Origin of the sequence: Campylobacter suis (assembly GCF_905120475.1) — a bacterium.
GTDB classification, from domain to species: Bacteria; Campylobacterota; Campylobacteria; order Campylobacterales; family Campylobacteraceae; genus Campylobacter_A; species Campylobacter_A suis.
Genome location: NZ_CAJHOE010000001.1, coordinates 1 through 16751 on the forward strand (window position 1 = coordinate 1; position 16751 = coordinate 16751).

Genomic DNA, 16751 nt, shown 5'->3' on the forward strand with positions numbered 1-16751 from the left:
AAAGTGAAGCTATCAATATGATAAATCAAGGTGTAAGTGAAGTTGATCACTTAACTAAACAAAATGTTCAAATAGCTAGAACAACTAATCAAGTAACTGCTGAGGTTGATGCTATGGCTAAAGAGATAGTTGAGGATGTAAGGAAGAAGAGGTTTTGATTTAAAAAAGCTTGACTAAAACTAGTCAAGCTTTTAACTTCGGATTTTATAGTATTTTACAATAAATTTAAAATATTTCCAACACTTGTGTGCATATTTTCACTATAATACTAAATAAAAAGGATAGTATGCATGCAAGAGTTAAATTTTCAAACACTTAGTGATGAAAGAGCACTTTTTAAAGCAAGCGATTTAAATATCTCTAACTGCTCTTTTGAAGATGGCGAGTCGCCACTAAAGCACTCACAAAACATCAACTTAATCCACTCAAATTTTAAATACAAATACCCCCTTTGGTATTCAAAAAACATCAGTCTAACTGAATGCACTTTATTTGAAATGGCTCGTGCTGGAGTGTGGTATAGTAGTGAAATTTTATTTGAAAACTGTATGATTTTAGCACCTAAAATTTTTCGTAGATCAAAAAATATAACACTTAAAAACACAAATCTAGTTAATGCCAGTGAAACACTTTGGAGTTGTGATGAAATTTTATTAAAAAATGTTGTTGCAAAGGGCGAATATTTTGCTATGAATAGTCAAAGCATGACAGTAGAAAATTTAAGTTTGTATGGTGATTATAGTTTTGATGGTTGTGAAAATTTAGTTATCACAAACTCAAAAATTATTTCAAAAGACGCCTTTTGGAATTGCAAAAATGTCATTGTAAAAGATAGCTATATAAGTGGTGAATACATAGGCTGGAACAGCGAAAATTTAAGCTTTGAAAATTGTGTGATAGAAAGTATTCAAGCGCTGTGCTATATCAAAAACTTAAAGCTTATAAACTGCCAAACGCCAAGCACCACACTTGCATTTGAATACTCAAGCGTAGATGCGCAAATAGATAGCGAAATTTCAAGTATTTTAAACCCGATTTCTGGCACAATAAAAGCAAAAAATATCGGCGAGTGCATATTGGATGAACCAAATAAAGTTAAGATCATAAAGGAACAAGATGATAAATTTTGATGAGATAGTAGATAGAAGCAATACAAACTCAAGTAAATATAGTTGCGAGCCTGATGTGCTTCCTATGTGGGTTGCGGATATGGATTTTCGTGCTCCACAGCCTATATTGGATGCACTTCAAAGTCGTCTTGAAAACGCCATACTAGGCTATACAAGAACACCAAAAGAGTGGGCAAGCGTTCAAAAAGAGTGGTGGTCTCGTAGGCATAAGGCTGAATTTGATGAGAGGGATTTTATATTTTGCACTGGCGTTATACCAGCACTTTCAACATCTGTGCGTCGTTTTACATCGCCTGGCGATAGTGTTTTGGTTCAAACTCCAGTTTATCATGTATTTTTTAACTGTATAAAAAATAATGGCAGAAATGTACTTGCAAATGAGCTTATTTACGAAAATGGCGAGTATAAAATCGACTTTAATGACCTTGAAAGCAAGCTTGCACAGCCACTTACAACGCTTTTTATTTTTTGTAACCCACATAATCCAGTCGGCAAAATTTGGAGTAAAGATGAGCTGGCTAAAATAGGCGAACTTTGTAAAAAGCATGGCGTTATAGTTGTCTCAGATGAGATTCACTGCGATCTGACTGACCCCAAAAAGCACTACACTCCGTTTGCTACAGCCAGTGAAATTTGTAAAAACTTAAGCATTACCTGCGTAGCTCCTACGAAAACCTTTAATATAGCTGGCATTCAAACCGCAAGTGTTATCGTGCCAAATGAGAATTTGCACCAAAAGATGGTAGCAGCCATAAATTACGATGAAGTTGGAGAGGGCAATGCATTTGCTGCACTTGCGACTATCACGGCTTACACAAAGTGCGATGAGTGGCTTGAACAGCTAAGGGCTTATATATTTGAGAATAAACGCATTGTGAGTGAGTTTTTGCAAAATGAAAACCTAGGCATAACTCTTGTAAAAAGTGAGGCAACATATCTGCTTTGGCTTGATTGCTCACAAATTTGTGAAAATTCCACAAATTTACAAAGATTTTTGCTTGTAAATGCAAAGCTTTGGTTAAATGACGGCAACATTTACCGCCCTAACGGAAGCTTTTTGCGTATGAATATCGCTTGTCCAAAAGCCACGCTTCTTGAAGGATTAAAAAGGTTAAAAGCTGGAATTTTGGCTTTTAATAAAACAAAAAATACTATATAGTTAATAATATAATATGAGAAAGATTGAGCTTTTTATAGCAAAAAAGTTTGAACGAAATTTTAGACTTTATCCTAAAGATCGTCGCAGGATCAAAAAAACTCCTAGCCTTAAAAATTCTCAATCTTTTATGCTTTCTCGTTACCTAAAATATAAATACAAGCTTAAAGATAATGTCTGTATCTCGCATAAGAAAAATTTCTGTGTTATTGCAAAATTTAAAGGCAAAATCGGTGTTGATGTAGAAGAGCTAAAAGAGAGAAATTTTAGCGCTATTATGGACTTTTGTTTTAGTGATGATGAGAGACAAATCGTACTAAATTCCAAGAATCAAAAGCTTACATTTTATAAAATTTTTACACTAAAAGAAGCTTATATAAAGTTTAAAAGATTAGACTTTACTTACATAAAATCAGTGAATTTTAATGAAATTTTAAGTACAATAGATACCCATTTTATAAAATTTGATGATTTTTTAATAACAATAATCACAAGGAAATTTCGTGAAAGAGGTAGATGTTTTAGTTGTTGGGGCTGGTCCTAGTGGTTCGATTTGCAGTGCTATTTTAAATAAAAATGGTTTTAAAGTTTACTGTGTTGAAAAAGAGCATTTTCCACGCTTTGTAATAGGCGAAAGCTTGTTGCCAAACTGTATGAACTATATTCAGGAAGCTGGCTTTTTAGAAGCAGTGAATTCTTACGGATTTCAGTATAAAAATGGTGCAGCATTTAGCTGGAATGATGAGTATAGATATTTTGATTTTTGCGACAAGACTACACCCGGGCATGGTACGACATTTCAAGTTGTGCGTGGCGAATTTGATAAGATATTGATAGATGAAGCTATAAAACAAGGCGTTTTGGTAGATTTTGGTATTGAGGCTAAAGATATTGAGTTTAAGCCAGAATGCGTTTTAACAACGCTTAGCAATGGCGAGCTCGTTCGTTCAAAATATATAGTTGATGCTAGCGGATACTCAAGAGTTTTGCCATCGATGCTTGGACTTGAAGTGAAGAGTCATTTAAGCCCTAAAAAAGCTTATTTTACACATATAACAGATAAAATTTCAGAGCCACTTTATGATAGAAATAAAATTCTCATCACAACTCATCCAGAGTATAGAAATGTTTGGTTTTGGCTTATCCCATTTAGTAATGGAAGATGTAGTATAGGTGTGGTTGGCGAAGATGAGTATATAAAATGCGAAGGGCTTGACGAGCTTGAAACGCTAAAAAAACATGTTTATAAGGCACCCATGTTAAAGCGTTTACTAAAAGATGCTGTTTGGGATACGCCCGCTAGATATATTGAGGGGTATTCAAAAAATGTGAGTAAGCTTTATGGAGAGCGCTTTATAATGCTTGGTAATGCGACTGAGTTTTTAGATCCAGTTTTTAGCTCAGGTGTCACTATAGCTATGCACTCTGCTTCTCTTGCAGCAAAATGTATTTGTAAAATTCTAAAAAACCAAGAGTGTGACCTTGAAGAAGAGTATGCAAAGCCTTTGATGTTTGGTGTTAATGCATTTAGGACTTATGTTGATGGCTGGTATGATTGCAGTTTTCAAGATGTTATATATAATGGCAAAAACCATCAAGTAAAACGCAACATAAGTTCAATACTCGCAGGATATGCCTGGGATGAAAATAATGTTTATGTAAGGCGTAGCGATGAAGCTTTAAAGGCACTTTGGGAGTATTGTAAGTGAAATTTTGGCTAGTTTGTCTTGCTATATTTTTTGCTGGGTGTACTCAAAAGATAAATACACCAGAACTAAGCTTTACCCAAAAAGAATTTATCATAACAAGTAAAAGCGATGAGAATAGACTTGTAGTAAGCAACCAAGATGGTATCTATCGTTTTGTGATGTTTAACTCTTTTGGTGTGCCAGTGTCAGATAAAGAACTTAGGGGTGGTAGATTTAAAAGCGTTAAGTTTTTACCTCCAAGTGGTGAATATGACCAGCTTTTTTTAGGTATTTTAGAAATTTTAAAAGCTAATGCAAAAAAAGCACAAGTAAAAACCACTCAAGATAACTACGGGGTTGCTCTTGTATATTAGTTTACCACGAGTTATTAGCCCTTTTGGAAATGAAAACGACCTTTTTTTGGCCTGTGTTAATGGTGAAAGATCTCTTGTGTATGAGAGTTTTTTGGGTAAAGACATGCTTGTTGGTCGCATAAATTTTAAACTCGCTGAGTTTGGTAAAAATACAGAGCAAAGATATAAAACAAGAACGAACCAAATTTTACTATCAGCACTTTTACCTCTGCAAAGTGAGATAGATAAGCTTGTTAGAATTTATGGCACCAGTCGCATAGGTGTTGTTATAGGAACAACTACGACAGGGGTTGAGGAGAATTATGAAGCTTTTAAGGGCAAGGACTTTGACTCAAGAAAGATTGTTTTAGATAAAAACTCACTTTCTAATCCAGCAGAATTTGCACGCAAATTTTTAGGACTAAAGGGGATTTGCTTTGGAGTTTCTACGGCTTGCACTTCTGGTATAAAGGCTTTTGCTTGTGCAAAAAATTTTATTGATCTTGGTATTTGTGATGCTGTGGTTTGTGGTGGGGTTGATAGTCTAAATTCTCTAACCTTGCACGGCTTTAACTCTCTTGGAGTTCTTTGGGATCAGCCAAGTATGCCTTTTGATAAGGGCAGAGAGGGTATAAATATCGGCGAAGCGGCAGGGTGTTTTATAGTATGTAAAGATGAAATTTCTGACTATAAGCTAAGTGCGATCGGTGCAAACTGCGATGCTTTTCATATTACTCAGCCAAACCCTGAAGCCAGAGAGCAAAGTTTGCTTATTGGCTCGCTTTTAAACAAAGCCAAGATGGAAAATGTGGATTATATAAATCTTCATGCGACTGGAACATTGGCAAATGACTCTATGGAGGCAAAGGCTATAAATTTAACCTTACCAAACACCCTTGCAAGCGGCATAAAGGCAAATATAGGACACACTTTGGGTGCAGCTGGCGCAGTTGAGGCTGCTGTGTGCATTCTTGCTATGCAAAACTCCATTGTGCCTATGCAGATATTAAATGAGTTAGATGCTACTATTTCAAAGATAAATTTGGCTACAACAAGCATTAAAAAAGAGATTAGAAACTGTTTGAACTTATCTTTTGCGTTTGGCGGAGATAATGCAGCTATGATTTTGGAGCGTGTATGAGTTTTAGTATCAAACTTCCACATACTGGTAAAATGGTATTAATAGACAAGATAGAGTCTGTTGGTGAGAATTTTATAACCACAAAAAGTACTATAAAAGAGGATAATGCTTTTTTAGATAACGGTGTATTTTATACATATAAAACCGTTGAAATTATGGCGCAAAGCCTTGGGGCTTTTAAAGGTGTATATGCTAAAGATGATTTTGCATTGGGCTTTTTGCTTGGTGTTAGGGAATTTGAAATTTTAATTCCTTTTTTAAATATTGGCGATGAGCTTACGATAAACTCACAAATTTCTATGCAAGATGAGAGCGGCTTTGGTGTTTGGAGTTCGCAAATATTTGTTAAGAAAAATTTAGTCGCTAAAGCTACTTTAAGTGTTTTAAGCCCACAAAAGCAGATGTTTTTGGAGATGAAAAATGGATAAAAGAGTTTTGATTACAGGTTGTTCGCGCGGCATTGGCAGGGGAGTTGCTCTTTGTTTGGCAAAAGCTGGGTATAAGATAGTTTGTAATGCTAGGCGAAAAAGTGATGAACTGGAGTATTTAAAGGCTGAGCTTGGCGAAAATTTTAGTGCTGAGCTGATTTTTGATGTAAGCGATACTATGGCTGCGAAAGAGCAAATTACTATGGATATAGAGCAAAACGGAGCTTATTATGCTGTTGTTTTAAATGCCGGTATTATTGCTGATAATACATTTGTTGCTCTTAGCGATGATGAGTGGAAAGGTGTAATTAATGTAAATTTGCATAGCTTTTATAATGTTTTACACCCTGCACTAATGCCTATGATTAGACTTAAAAGGCCAGGTCGTATAGTTGCCATCAGCTCTGTAAGTGGCGTCATAGGAAACCGTGGACAAAGTAATTATGCTGCCAGTAAAGGCGGTCTTGATGCGGCTATTAAAAGCTTAGCTATTGAGCTTGCAAGTAGAAATATAACTGTAAATTCTATTGCTTGTGGGGTTATACAAACAGATATGACAAGTGAAATAAATGAGGATTTTATAAAATTTGCAGTTCCTGCAAGGCGTGCTGGAAGGGTTGATGAAGTGAGTGGTGTTGTTGAGTTTTTGCTTAGTGATAGTGCAAGCTATATTACTAGACAAGTTATAGGTGTAAATGGTGGATTATGTTAAATAGGGTTTTTGTAACTGGTTATGGTTTTGTAAGTGCTTTTGGTAAAAGTTGGCAGGAATTTAAAGCAAATTTGGACTTATCAAATAGTGCGGTTAAATATATGGATGAATGGGATAAATTTAAGGACTTGACAACAAAGTTGGCGGCTCCTATTAAAGGATATTTACCGCCAAAAGAGTGGGATAGAAAGCAACTTAGAAGCCTTGGTCGTGTATCTTGTTATGCTGTTGAAGCGGCTGGACTTGCGATAAAAGATGCTGGATTGTGTTTTGATGAAATTTCAAGTTTTGGTGTTGCAAGTGGCTCAAGCACTGGAAGTACTGACGCTATAGCTTCTATGGCAAAATTAATTTTACATGGTGAAAGCGATGCAAATGCAAATACCTACATAAAAATGATGCCCCATACAACAGCTGCAAATATAGCACTTTTTTACAAGCTAACGGGTCGTATTATCCCAACATCAAGCGCTTGCACATCCGCATCTCACGCTATAGGGTACGCTTATGAAAGCATAAAATATGGAATGTGTGAAGCAATGATAGCAGGCGGAGCAGAGGAACTTTGTGTAAGCGAAGCATATGTTTTTGATACTCTTTACGCCACAAGCACTAAAAACACTGCCCCAAAAACAACACCAGCACCATTTGACCAAGCAAGAGATGGGTTGGTTCTTGGTGAGGGCGGTGCATATATTATTTTAGAGAGTGAAGCTAGTTTAAAAAGGCGTAAAGTAAAGCCTATAGCTGAGATAGTAGGCTTTGGCTCAAACTGTGATGGCACTCACATAACTAGACCAAATGCAACGACCATGAAAGAGGCTATGGTGCTTGCTTTAAAGGATGCTAAAATTGCGCCAAAAGATATAGGCTATATAAATGCTCACGCAACAGCAACAAAACATGGCGATATAGCCGAGAGTATAGCCACAAACGAGCTTTTTGGTCAAAATATATCGATCAGTTCGCTAAAGGGGCATGTGGGACATACTCTTGGTGCGTGTGGGGCGCTTGAGGCTATAGTTAGTATATTTATGATGAATGAAGAGGAGTTTTACCCGACTTTAAATTTAAAAAATGTAGATAGCGAGTGTGCAAATTTAAATTATTTAAAGGAAAAAACAAAAATTAAAACAGATTTTATTATGAGTAATAACTTTGCTTTTGGTGGGGTTAATACAAGCTTGATATTTAAAAAAATAGACCAAAATTAAGGAGAAAATATGAAAAAAATTATATTTATCGCACTATGTGCATTATTTGTTGTTGGTTGTGCTAAAAACGACCCAAAACATCCTGTTGTTGCAAAAGATGGCTCTAATGACATCATACGCCTTTCGATACAAGATGCTTTAAACTCTGATCTTGCAAAACAAAAGCTTGATGGAAGTATAAAATTTGTATTTGGCGGTGGAGCAAAAGGTAATATTATAAGAAAAAATCTTGTCGCAAACAAAAAGACAAATGGCGTTGGAAAAGATGATGTTGTGGCTTGCCAGAGAGCTTTTATATCAGCACTTATGACATTTCAAGAGCGCGCAAAAAGCGAGAGCGGAAGTAAGGCTATAAATTTAGTAAGCTACTTTAAAAAGAAAGAGCTTAATAGCAAAACCGAGTTTGAATGCGCAGTTGGAAACATTATGGTTGGTGTTGCGCTAAAAGGTGATATCGCAAAGTGAAACAAGTAGCTAGCTTTAACATAAAGCAGTTAAATATACTTACTTTAGGGCTTGAGAAAGATTGCGAGGCTAATGTTTCGCGTGTTGCACCATTGGCAAGGCGCAGGCTTAGCCAGTGTGCTAAATTTTCATTTGGTGCTACGGCTGATTTAGATTTAGATCAGCCGATAGTTTTTAGCTCTTATCTTGGCGAGATAAATCGTTGTTTTGACCTATTAAGTACACTAAAAGATGAGGTATCGCCAACATCTTTTAGCCTTTCTGTTCTAAATGCTGTTGCGGCTTTGCTTAGTATTGAAGATAAAAACCATAACGAAATTTTAGCTATTTCAGCACCTGCAAGTTTTGAATATGGTGTCTTAAATGCTTTGAAATTTGATAGGGCTATGGTCATTAGTTATTTTGAAGGTGTTAATAAGGGCTATTTTAAGAGCGATCCGTTTTGTATAGCAGTTGCAGCCTCTATAACAAAAGGCAATGAGTATACGCTTTCGTTTGAGCCAAGCGATAAGCCTTTTGAGATTAGTGAATTAAATGTTTTTAAAAATTTTAACAAAAATACCTCTTGGACAACAAGCGATGGAGCTTTAACTTGGAAGTGGCAAAAAATATAGCAAGGGTAATTAGGGTTGCATTTTTGTATGTTACCTTTGGACTTATTTGCTTATGTGGCGATTTTATTTTTATCATTGTTGTATTGCTTGGGCTAAATAAAATTGCTTGTGTAAGAAGATTTTGTAGAGAGCTTGTTAGAATTTCTTGGGGACTTTTTATTAAAATTTGTATCTTAACAGGCTATTTAAAGCTTGAGTTTGATCCTTTGGGGCTTGGATGTAACGGCGAATTATTAATAGCAAATCATCCATCACTACTTGATGTTGTATTTTTTCTAAGCAGCGTTAAGAATTTAAACTGTGTTGTAAAGGCTGAGCTTGGTTCAAATGTCTTTTTGGCATTTGCCATAAAAGCATGCGGATATATCTCAAACAAAGACAATGAAGAGCTTTTACAAAACAGTTTAAACGCCCTGAAAAACGGAGAAAGCTTGTTGATTTTCCCTGAGGGAACTCGTACAAAAGATGAAATTTTATTTCGCAAGGCACCATTTTTTATAGCTATTAAAGCGGCAAAGATTATAACCCCAGTTATTATAAATATGCAGCCACGCAGCCTTAGAAAAAATGAAAAATGGTACAATGTTGCTCAAAAAACGATAAAATATGAATTTATTAAAAAGCCAAGCATAACTATCGCTAGTTTTAACCAAAATAGAGCTGATCCGATACGCGTAAGGCTTTTAATGCAAGAAATTTTAGAAATTTATAAGGAGTTAAAATGATAGATGAAGTGAAGGAATTTATTATAAAAAGTCTTAATCTGTCAGATATTCGTGTGAGTGATATCGATACAGATGCACCGCTTTTTAATGATGGACTAGGTCTTGATAGTGTGGATGCGCTTGAACTTGGCTTAGCCATCCAAAAAAAGTATGGCATAGTTCTTGATAGCAAGAATGAAAATTTAAAGCAGATTTTTTCAAATGTAAGAAATTTGGCTGAGTTTATAAAGGATAATAAAAATGTCTGAAAAAGAGATATATGAAATTTTAAAAAACGTACTTATAACATTGTTTGAGATAGATGAAACAAAGATAAGTCCAGAAAGTTTGATATATGAAGAGCTTGAGATAGATAGTATAGATGCTGTTGATTTGGTTGATCATATAAAGAAAAAAACAGGCTATCGTTTGGAGCCAGAGGATTTTAAGGCTGTAAAAACTATTGATGATATAGTAAAAGCGGTAGCAAAAAAGCTTGAAAATAGCTAAATTTACACTTACTATCGTTAGTATTTTTTATCCATTTACGATAGTTTTTGTGCCAGAATATAGCTATATCATTGTGGCTACTCTTTGTATTTTATGGGGTATGAGATATTTTTTTGAGAGACAGAGATTTGCTCTTTTTGTAGCAATTTTTTTTATTTTTACTTTTTTTGTTGGCTCATTAAAATTTGCATATCCTGTTTTAATAAATTTGGGTCTGTTTTTTACTTTTTTAATCAGTCTAAAATCAACCCCAATCATAACACAAATAGCTCTTTTAAAGGAGCCAAATTTAGATGAAAATGGTATAAATTATACAAGAAAATTAACTAAAGTTTGGATCTATTTTTTTGTTTTTAATGCCGCCTTGTCGCTAGTTTTTGCGCTCTTGCAAGATAAAAGCATATGGGTTTTTTATTGCGGTGTTGTTTCGTATGTGTTAATAGCTATTTTATTTTTTGGAGAAATTTTATATAGGAGATATGTTTTAAAGGTATGATAAATCTTAAAAAATATAAGGATAAAATATCAAGAGCAGTTAGGTTTTTAAATGACGAAAAGCCTAAAAATCTAGAAATTTATATAGAGGATAGTGATGAGTTTATAATAGCTTTTTTTGCAGCTCTAGCGCTTGATCTAAAACCACTTGTACTAAGCACAAACTTAGCTCAAGATGGAGCATATTTTATTAACGATTTAAATAAAATTTTAGCCAAAGATGGCTTAGAATTTGAGCTAAAAGACGATGCTATATTCTATCTAAAAACATCCGGAAGTAGTGGAGAGGCAAAGCTTATACAAAAAACTCTCTTACAAATGAAAAAAGAGGCACTAGCACTTGCTAATAATATAAAATTTGGAGATGAGTTTTTAGCAAGCGTAAGCCATCAGCATATGTTTGGACTTACATTTAAAATTTTTTTACCACTCCTGCTTGGAGTAAAGATTGAGCCTAAGTTTTTAAATTATCCTGAGTTTATATACGAAAAAGATCTAAAAAATAAAACATTAATCAGCTCCCCGACCCTTTTAAAAGCACTGCTTCAAAGCCCAAAACGAACAAAACTAAAAGATTTAAAAAATATCATATGTGCTGGCGCAAAACTAGAACAAGACTTAGCAAGAGAGCTAAAAACACTAACTTCTTATATAAATATCTATGGTAGTACCGAAACTGGTGTTGTGGCAAGCGATAACGGTAGTGGGCTTAGTAGTTTTGATGGTGTTAGTGTTACAGTGGATGAGAAAAGTTGCCTTGTTGTAAAATCATCACCTTGGTGTGAGTATTTTGTAACTTCTGATGTCGCAAAAATTGATGGGCAAAATATCGAGCTCTTAGGTAGGTTTGATAGAATTTTAAAGATAAATGAAAAACGAATAAGCTTAGACGCGCTTGAGGCGTTGATAAGAGCACATGAATTTGTTGATGAGTGTGTTTGCGGACTTAGTGATGCTAAAGCAGATCGTATAAGCGTTGTTTTCGTCCTTAGTGAGCTTGGCAGTCAAAATTTTAGAGAATACGGTAAAAAAGGCGTTTGTGACGCTTTAAAATTACATCTTAAATATGAATATCAAAACAATGTAAGACATTTTAAAATAGTCTCTAAAATACCAAAAAACTCACAAGGTAAGATACAAAAACAAGATTTTTATAAACTTTTAAAACACAATGAAACATTTGAGTTTACACAAATTTCTTTAAGTAAAGATAGGGCAGTTTTTAGTGCGGATATTAAGCCGTCGTTATTTTATTTTGACGGTCATTTTGTTGATTTTGCCTTAGTGCCAGGCTTTATACAGCTTGAGTGCATACAAAAGTTAGCAGGAGCTTTAAATATTAACTTAACTAAAGCAAAAATGATAGAAGCTGTTAAATTTAGTGGCTTTTTGCGTCCAAATCATAAGGCAATTTTTGAGCTTTGGATAAAAAATGAGAAGCTATATTTTAGTATAAATAATGGTGAAAAAATTTGTGCAAGTGGACGAATATGTATAGGTTAGCTTTTATTATACCACATTTTAATCATAGTGAAAAAATAGAACTTTTAGTAGGCATTTTATTAAAATTTAAAGCTGAAATTTTAATAATTGATGATGGCTCTAGTGAGCTTCATAGGCAAAAGTTGGCTTGTTTAAATGCCAAAATCATCTATCGCGATAGCAATGGCGGAAAGGGAGCGGCACTAAAAGATGGCTTTTTTTATTTAAAACAAAATGGATTTACTCACGCATTTCAAATAGACGCTGATATGCAGCACGATCTTACAAATTTACAAGACTTTATAGAGCTTAGTATGCAAAATCCAAAAGCACTTATTTGCGGTGCTCCAGTTTATGGTATCGATGCTCCAAAATCAAGACTTTACGGAAGAAAAATAACAAATTTTTGGGTAGCTATAAACACCCTTGGCTTTAATATAAAAGATGCTATGTGCGGGCTGCGTATTTATCCTGTTGATATTACTTGCGAGCTTTTGCAAAAGTGTAGAGCCAATAGAATGGACTTTGATATCGAGATCATGTATTTGCTCTATAAAAATGGAGTGAGCCCTTTGTGGCTTGATGTTTTGGTTTGTTATAAGAATGACGGTATTTCTCATTTTAAAACTTTTAGAGATAATGTACTTATATCTAAAACTCATGCTATACATTTTTTTGCCTTGCCAAAATTTATCTTACAAAGGTTTTTAAATGGCTAAAATGTGGTGGCAACAAAATGAGCGTGGAGGCAAGTTTTTGTTAAAACTTACGCTATTGTTGGTTACATTTGTGCCAAATTTTGTACTCAGACCCATAGTTTTTTGTGTTAGTTTTATATATTATATCTTTTGTAAAAACGAACGAGACAACATTAAATTTTATCTATCTTTACTTAAGCAAAGAGGCGTTAGCGTACGCAGTGCTTTTTGGAATTTTTATGAATTTGCGATGAGTATTTGTGATAAGTTTAAAGCTTGGCTTGGTAAAATTAAGCTAAATGATATAAATATCGTTGATATTAATGCGATTAAAAAAGAGTTTGTATCCCAAAGTCGTGGACGGATTTTGGTGGTAAGTCATTTTGGCAACATCGATATAGCCCGCACACTTTCAAGTGAGCTTGAATGGCTTGATATCACGATACTTATGTATACAAAGCATTCAAGCGAGTTTTTTAAAATTTTAAATGAAGTTAGTAAAACCCCAGTTAAGGTACTTGAGGTAGATGAACTTGATGTGAGTGCTATGATAAAAATAAAAGAGATAATTGATAAAGGCGGGCATATTGGTATTATGGGCGATCGTGTAAATATTAGTGGGACAAAATCTGTGAGTGTGCCATTTTTAGGTAAAGAGTGCGAGTTTCCCGTAGGTGCTTTTATCTTAGCTGGATTGCTTAAAACAAAAGTTAGTACATTTTTTACTTTTAAAAGCGATGATGTTTATCATATAAGTTTTTCGCATATAGCAGATGAGGTAAGCCTAGGAAGAGATAAAGAAGCAAGCGTAAAGCCTTATCTTTTAAGCTATGTTAGGAGTTTAGAGCAAATGTGTGAGCGATATCCGCACTATTTTTTTAATTTTTATGATTTTTGGCAGGTTAAGAGATGATAGATTTCACTCATGAAGTTAAGGTTGAATTTTATGATGTTGATAGTATGGATGTTGTTTATCACGGTAACTATGCTAAATTTTTAGAAATTACAAGATGTGCTTTTTTATCATATCTTGGTTATGATTATAATTCATTTAGGTCTGATAAGATTGTTTTACCGGTTATAAAAATGGAGTTTAAATTTATCAAACCAGCTAGATTTACAGATGTTTTGAGTGTGAAGTTGTTTGTTGACGATTATGTTACGACTTTAAATTTAAGATATGAAATTTATAAAGATAGCGAGCTTATTTGCAAGGCAAAGACGGCACAAGCTTATGTGGATTATGAGAATATGATAACACTTTTTGAAATTCCAACCAATTTTTTAAATGCTTTAAAGGCGAAGTATGAAATATAAAATTTTTCTATTTTTAACATATTGTTTTGCTTTTTGTTTTGATATAGATGAACTTGCAAAGTCTTTAAAAGGCGATATATTGGGTGATTTTAATCAAACAAAAAGTATTCTTGGTTTTGAAAAAAACATCACAAGCAGTGGAGAGTTTTCATTAAAAAGCGAAGAGTTTATTTTAAATACAACTAAGCCCATAAAAAACAGTACAAAAGTAGATAAAAACGGTGTTTTTGTTCTGAAAAATGGGGATTGGGTAAAAAATGAGAGAGCTATTGACTTACAGCTTTTTCTAAGTATAATAAATATAGATGTAGCTTCGCTTAAAAAGGAATTTGAGCCAAATTTAAGCGGAAATCAAGATGGTTGGAAGCTTGAGCTTACCCCCAAAGGATTTATGGTATCTAAAATCTTTAAAAACATAGAAATTTGGGGCGATAAATATGTCAAAAAAATACGCCTTACAGAGATAAATGGCGATATTACTCAGAGTGAATTTAGCGTAAAATGAAAAAAACACTTGCTGTATTTTTTCTTTTATCAATTGTTTTTTTAGGCTATATTTTTAGTCAAAAAGATAGAATAAATAGCGATATTTTTACTATTATAAATAGTGAAAAAAGTGAAATTTTTAAAACTTTAAATACAAATTTAGCAAATGAAGTAAATATGCTTTTTGGTAATGAAGCATCACTTAAAACGGCAATTAACCTAGCTAGAGAGCTTGCAATATTTAGTGATTTTTTATATAAAGTTGATGAGATAGAAGGCTTTAAGAAAGAGCTAAATAGAGCAAAGCTAGCACTGTTTAAAGGTAAGATTGATAGTGAGTTTTTGCAAAATTCTCTTGAACAAATTTATTCACCATTAAATACTAGAGTGCTTAATGTAAGAGATGATTTTTTTAGTTTGTCAAGTAGCGCAAGCATATTTTTGCAAAGCTCAAATATAAACATAGAGCCACAAACTGGGCTTTTAAAGACCAAAGACGGTGGCTTTATATACGCAAAAGCTACCCTTAAAAACGGTTATGATGATAAGCTGTTGTTAAAATTTTATAATGAACTAAAAAACAAAGATGTAACAATTAGTTCAGGCGCTATATATGCGGCTTTTGGAAAAGAGAGTGGGCAGATAGAGGGTGTAAAAATAGGTATTATAGGCACCATAATAAGCATAGTTTTTTTACTACTTGCTTTTGGAAATTTAAAAATATTTTTTGTATTTTTGGCTCCTGTTTTTGGTCTTTTGTCGGGGCTTTGCGCTTGTTTTTTATTTTTAGAAGATATCCATATTTTAAGTATTGTTATTAGCACTAGTTTGGTTGGACTTATGCTTGATTTTAGCTCCAGTTGGCTTGGGTTAAATATGGGCAAAAAAATACAAAGCTCAAGTATCAAAAGTGTTTTTAGACTATTTTTACTTGCCCTTTTTGTAACGGCAAGCGGATATTTGTTGTTTTTACTTTCTCCTATGCAGTTTCTACATCAAATAGCTGTATTTTCAGTATTTGCATTGATTGGTGCATTTTGTGTGAGTTATTTTTTATTGCCAAGATTATTAGATGGTACAACCTTTAAGCAGAGTAAAATTTTTATATCTTTTTTAAATAGTATCGAACAAATTTCCCTACAAATCTATAAAATATTTAGCAAAAAAACATTTTGGTTTATTTTAGTTTTTTTATCTTCTGTTTTAATTTTTGTGATATTTAGGAGTGATTTTCAAGATAACATTAAAAACTACTCTTCTCAGCCAACCAAACTTATTGAGCAAAGCGTTAAAATATCACAGATAACTGGTGTTGCTAATGAATTTAGACTTATTTTAGCAAAACCAGAAAATCAAGAGCATCTATTAAAAGAGCTTTATCAAAACTCATTAATAAACTCTCACAACTCTCTTTATGCGCTGATAAATGATGAAAAAACGCAGCAAGATATAAAAGATAAACTAACTACTCTTTTTAAAGATAAACAAAATTTGGCTATGTTTGATGGTTTTGACATTGAGTCTGAGATTTTAAAACTTGAGATCATACCGCAAAGCGATCTAAAAGAGTTTAAAATATTAAAAAATTTTAGTTTATTTTTTGATAATCCTGACATTATCTTGCTTTCAAAAGTACAGAAAAATGAAAAATTTAATGAAATTTTATCAAGATACAATGCTCAGTATTTTGACCTTACCACGGCTGTGAATGAAAATTTTACAGCGGTTAAAGCAAATACTTTAGTTATTAAAATTTATGCTTTTTTGCTTGCGTTTATTATGTTGTGGATCTGCCTTAATTTTAAAAAGGCTCTCGTTGTGATCGGCGTAACATTTGTGAGTGCCGTAATGACGCTTGGGTTATTTTGTATATTTGATGATATGAATATATTTGTTATATTTGGGACAATTTTAGCTAGTGCTGTTGGGGTTGACTATCTGCTTTTTGCATATAAGAACGGCGAGGCTAGAGGTAGAATTTTTGGGATAGTAGTTGCTTGTACAACAAGCATGATAACATTTTTGGTGTTAATGCTTAGCTCAACCCATGCTGTATTTAGTTTTGGTGCCAGTGTTAGTTTTGCTATATTTTTAAATATGCTGTTTGCTTGTGCTTTAACTCACCAAAAGCCAAGATGAGCTAATTTGCTCATCTTGA

General features: G+C 33.6%; 20 protein-coding genes. All 20 read left to right on the forward strand.

The window, feature by feature from the left end; translation table 11 throughout:
• The first annotated feature begins 290 nt into the window (after positions 1-290).
• On the forward strand, positions 291-1130 hold the full coding sequence (locus LQV35_RS00005) for a DUF3737 family protein (protein ID WP_230055823.1): 840 nt from the start codon (positions 291-293) through the stop codon (positions 1128-1130).
• Positions 1117-2289: a MalY/PatB family protein gene (locus LQV35_RS00010; protein ID WP_230055824.1), complete on the forward strand. Its 1173-nt coding sequence runs from the start codon at positions 1117-1119 to the stop codon at positions 2287-2289. Before LQV35_RS00005 ends, LQV35_RS00010 begins: the two co-directional genes overlap by 14 nt.
• 13 nt (positions 2290-2302) lie before the next feature.
• Positions 2303-2830, forward strand: a complete 528-nt coding sequence (locus LQV35_RS00015) for a 4'-phosphopantetheinyl transferase family protein (protein ID WP_230055825.1) — start codon at positions 2303-2305, stop codon at positions 2828-2830.
• Positions 2790-3995, forward strand: a complete 1206-nt coding sequence (locus tag LQV35_RS00020) for an NAD(P)/FAD-dependent oxidoreductase (RefSeq protein ID WP_230055826.1) — start codon at positions 2790-2792, stop codon at positions 3993-3995. The genes LQV35_RS00015 and LQV35_RS00020 overlap by 41 nt, the downstream gene beginning before the upstream one ends.
• Complete coding sequence (locus LQV35_RS00025; RefSeq protein ID WP_230055827.1) at positions 3992-4348, forward strand: hypothetical protein; 357 nt, start codon at positions 3992-3994, stop codon at positions 4346-4348. The genes LQV35_RS00020 and LQV35_RS00025 overlap by 4 nt, the downstream gene beginning before the upstream one ends.
• Positions 4338-5468 carry a beta-ketoacyl synthase N-terminal-like domain-containing protein gene (locus LQV35_RS00030; protein WP_230055828.1) on the forward strand — a complete coding sequence of 377 codons (1131 nt, stop codon included), beginning with the start codon at positions 4338-4340 and terminating at the stop codon, positions 5466-5468. The genes LQV35_RS00025 and LQV35_RS00030 overlap by 11 nt, the downstream gene beginning before the upstream one ends.
• Positions 5465-5896 (forward strand): hotdog family protein, encoded by a 432-nt coding sequence (locus tag LQV35_RS00035; RefSeq protein ID WP_230055829.1) that lies wholly within the window; start codon positions 5465-5467, stop codon positions 5894-5896. Before LQV35_RS00030 ends, LQV35_RS00035 begins: the two co-directional genes overlap by 4 nt.
• Positions 5889-6608 (forward strand): 3-oxoacyl-ACP reductase FabG, encoded by a 720-nt coding sequence (fabG, locus tag LQV35_RS00040; RefSeq protein WP_230055830.1) that lies wholly within the window; start codon positions 5889-5891, stop codon positions 6606-6608. The genes LQV35_RS00035 and fabG overlap by 8 nt, the downstream gene beginning before the upstream one ends.
• Positions 6602-7822, forward strand: coding sequence for a beta-ketoacyl-ACP synthase (locus LQV35_RS00045; RefSeq protein WP_230055831.1), 1221 nt, complete (start codon positions 6602-6604; stop codon positions 7820-7822). The genes fabG and LQV35_RS00045 overlap by 7 nt, the downstream gene beginning before the upstream one ends.
• A 9-nt stretch (positions 7823-7831) precedes the next feature.
• Complete coding sequence (locus LQV35_RS00050; RefSeq protein ID WP_230055832.1) at positions 7832-8287, forward strand: excinuclease ABC subunit A; 456 nt, start codon at positions 7832-7834, stop codon at positions 8285-8287.
• Positions 8284-8901, forward strand: coding sequence for a beta-ketoacyl synthase chain length factor (locus tag LQV35_RS00055; protein WP_230055833.1), 618 nt, complete (start codon positions 8284-8286; stop codon positions 8899-8901). The genes LQV35_RS00050 and LQV35_RS00055 overlap by 4 nt, the downstream gene beginning before the upstream one ends.
• The gene (locus LQV35_RS00060) at positions 8886-9626 is read left to right on the forward strand and encodes a lysophospholipid acyltransferase family protein (protein WP_230055834.1); all 741 of its coding nucleotides are present in this window, start codon (positions 8886-8888) and stop codon (positions 9624-9626) included. Before LQV35_RS00055 ends, LQV35_RS00060 begins: the two co-directional genes overlap by 16 nt.
• Positions 9623-9874, forward strand: coding sequence for a phosphopantetheine-binding protein (locus tag LQV35_RS00065; RefSeq protein ID WP_230055835.1), 252 nt, complete (start codon positions 9623-9625; stop codon positions 9872-9874). The genes LQV35_RS00060 and LQV35_RS00065 overlap by 4 nt, the downstream gene beginning before the upstream one ends.
• Complete coding sequence (locus LQV35_RS00070; protein ID WP_230055836.1) at positions 9867-10115, forward strand: acyl carrier protein; 249 nt, start codon at positions 9867-9869, stop codon at positions 10113-10115. The genes LQV35_RS00065 and LQV35_RS00070 overlap by 8 nt, the downstream gene beginning before the upstream one ends.
• 492 nt (positions 10116-10607) lie before the next feature.
• Positions 10608-12113: an AMP-binding protein gene (locus tag LQV35_RS00075; protein WP_230055837.1), complete on the forward strand. Its 1506-nt coding sequence runs from the start codon at positions 10608-10610 to the stop codon at positions 12111-12113.
• On the forward strand, positions 12101-12811 hold the full coding sequence (locus tag LQV35_RS00080; RefSeq protein WP_230055838.1) for a glycosyltransferase family 2 protein: 711 nt from the start codon (positions 12101-12103) through the stop codon (positions 12809-12811). Before LQV35_RS00075 ends, LQV35_RS00080 begins: the two co-directional genes overlap by 13 nt.
• Positions 12804-13703, forward strand: coding sequence for an LpxL/LpxP family acyltransferase (locus LQV35_RS00085; RefSeq protein ID WP_230055839.1), 900 nt, complete (start codon positions 12804-12806; stop codon positions 13701-13703). Before LQV35_RS00080 ends, LQV35_RS00085 begins: the two co-directional genes overlap by 8 nt.
• Positions 13700-14107 (forward strand): acyl-CoA thioesterase, encoded by a 408-nt coding sequence (locus LQV35_RS00090; RefSeq protein WP_230055840.1) that lies wholly within the window; start codon positions 13700-13702, stop codon positions 14105-14107. Before LQV35_RS00085 ends, LQV35_RS00090 begins: the two co-directional genes overlap by 4 nt.
• Positions 14097-14612: a LolA family protein gene (locus tag LQV35_RS00095; RefSeq protein ID WP_230055841.1), complete on the forward strand. Its 516-nt coding sequence runs from the start codon at positions 14097-14099 to the stop codon at positions 14610-14612. The genes LQV35_RS00090 and LQV35_RS00095 overlap by 11 nt, the downstream gene beginning before the upstream one ends.
• Positions 14609-16732 carry an MMPL family transporter gene (locus LQV35_RS00100; protein WP_230055842.1) on the forward strand — a complete coding sequence of 708 codons (2124 nt, stop codon included), beginning with the start codon at positions 14609-14611 and terminating at the stop codon, positions 16730-16732. Before LQV35_RS00095 ends, LQV35_RS00100 begins: the two co-directional genes overlap by 4 nt.
• Positions 16733-16751: the final 19 nt, after the last annotated feature.

Coding starts and splice junctions, on each gene's coding strand:
- LQV35_RS00005 (WP_230055823.1), top strand. CDS start 291: ATGCAAGAGTTAAATTTTCAAACACTTAGTGATGAAAGAGCACTTTTT.
- LQV35_RS00010 (WP_230055824.1), top strand. CDS start 1,117: ATGATAAATTTTGATGAGATAGTAGATAGAAGCAATACAAACTCAAGT.
- LQV35_RS00015 (WP_230055825.1), top strand. CDS start 2,303: ATGAGAAAGATTGAGCTTTTTATAGCAAAAAAGTTTGAACGAAATTTT.
- LQV35_RS00035 (WP_230055829.1), top strand. CDS start 5,465: ATGAGTTTTAGTATCAAACTTCCACATACTGGTAAAATGGTATTAATA.
- fabG (WP_230055830.1), top strand. CDS start 5,889: ATGGATAAAAGAGTTTTGATTACAGGTTGTTCGCGCGGCATTGGCAGG.
- LQV35_RS00045 (WP_230055831.1), top strand. CDS start 6,602: ATGTTAAATAGGGTTTTTGTAACTGGTTATGGTTTTGTAAGTGCTTTT.
- LQV35_RS00050 (WP_230055832.1), top strand. CDS start 7,832: ATGAAAAAAATTATATTTATCGCACTATGTGCATTATTTGTTGTTGGT.
- LQV35_RS00065 (WP_230055835.1), top strand. CDS start 9,623: ATGATAGATGAAGTGAAGGAATTTATTATAAAAAGTCTTAATCTGTCA.
- LQV35_RS00070 (WP_230055836.1), top strand. CDS start 9,867: ATGTCTGAAAAAGAGATATATGAAATTTTAAAAAACGTACTTATAACA.
- LQV35_RS00075 (WP_230055837.1), top strand. CDS start 10,608: ATGATAAATCTTAAAAAATATAAGGATAAAATATCAAGAGCAGTTAGG.
- LQV35_RS00080 (WP_230055838.1), top strand. CDS start 12,101: ATGTATAGGTTAGCTTTTATTATACCACATTTTAATCATAGTGAAAAA.
- LQV35_RS00085 (WP_230055839.1), top strand. CDS start 12,804: ATGGCTAAAATGTGGTGGCAACAAAATGAGCGTGGAGGCAAGTTTTTG.
- LQV35_RS00090 (WP_230055840.1), top strand. CDS start 13,700: ATGATAGATTTCACTCATGAAGTTAAGGTTGAATTTTATGATGTTGAT.
- LQV35_RS00095 (WP_230055841.1), top strand. CDS start 14,097: ATGAAATATAAAATTTTTCTATTTTTAACATATTGTTTTGCTTTTTGT.
- LQV35_RS00100 (WP_230055842.1), top strand. CDS start 14,609: ATGAAAAAAACACTTGCTGTATTTTTTCTTTTATCAATTGTTTTTTTA.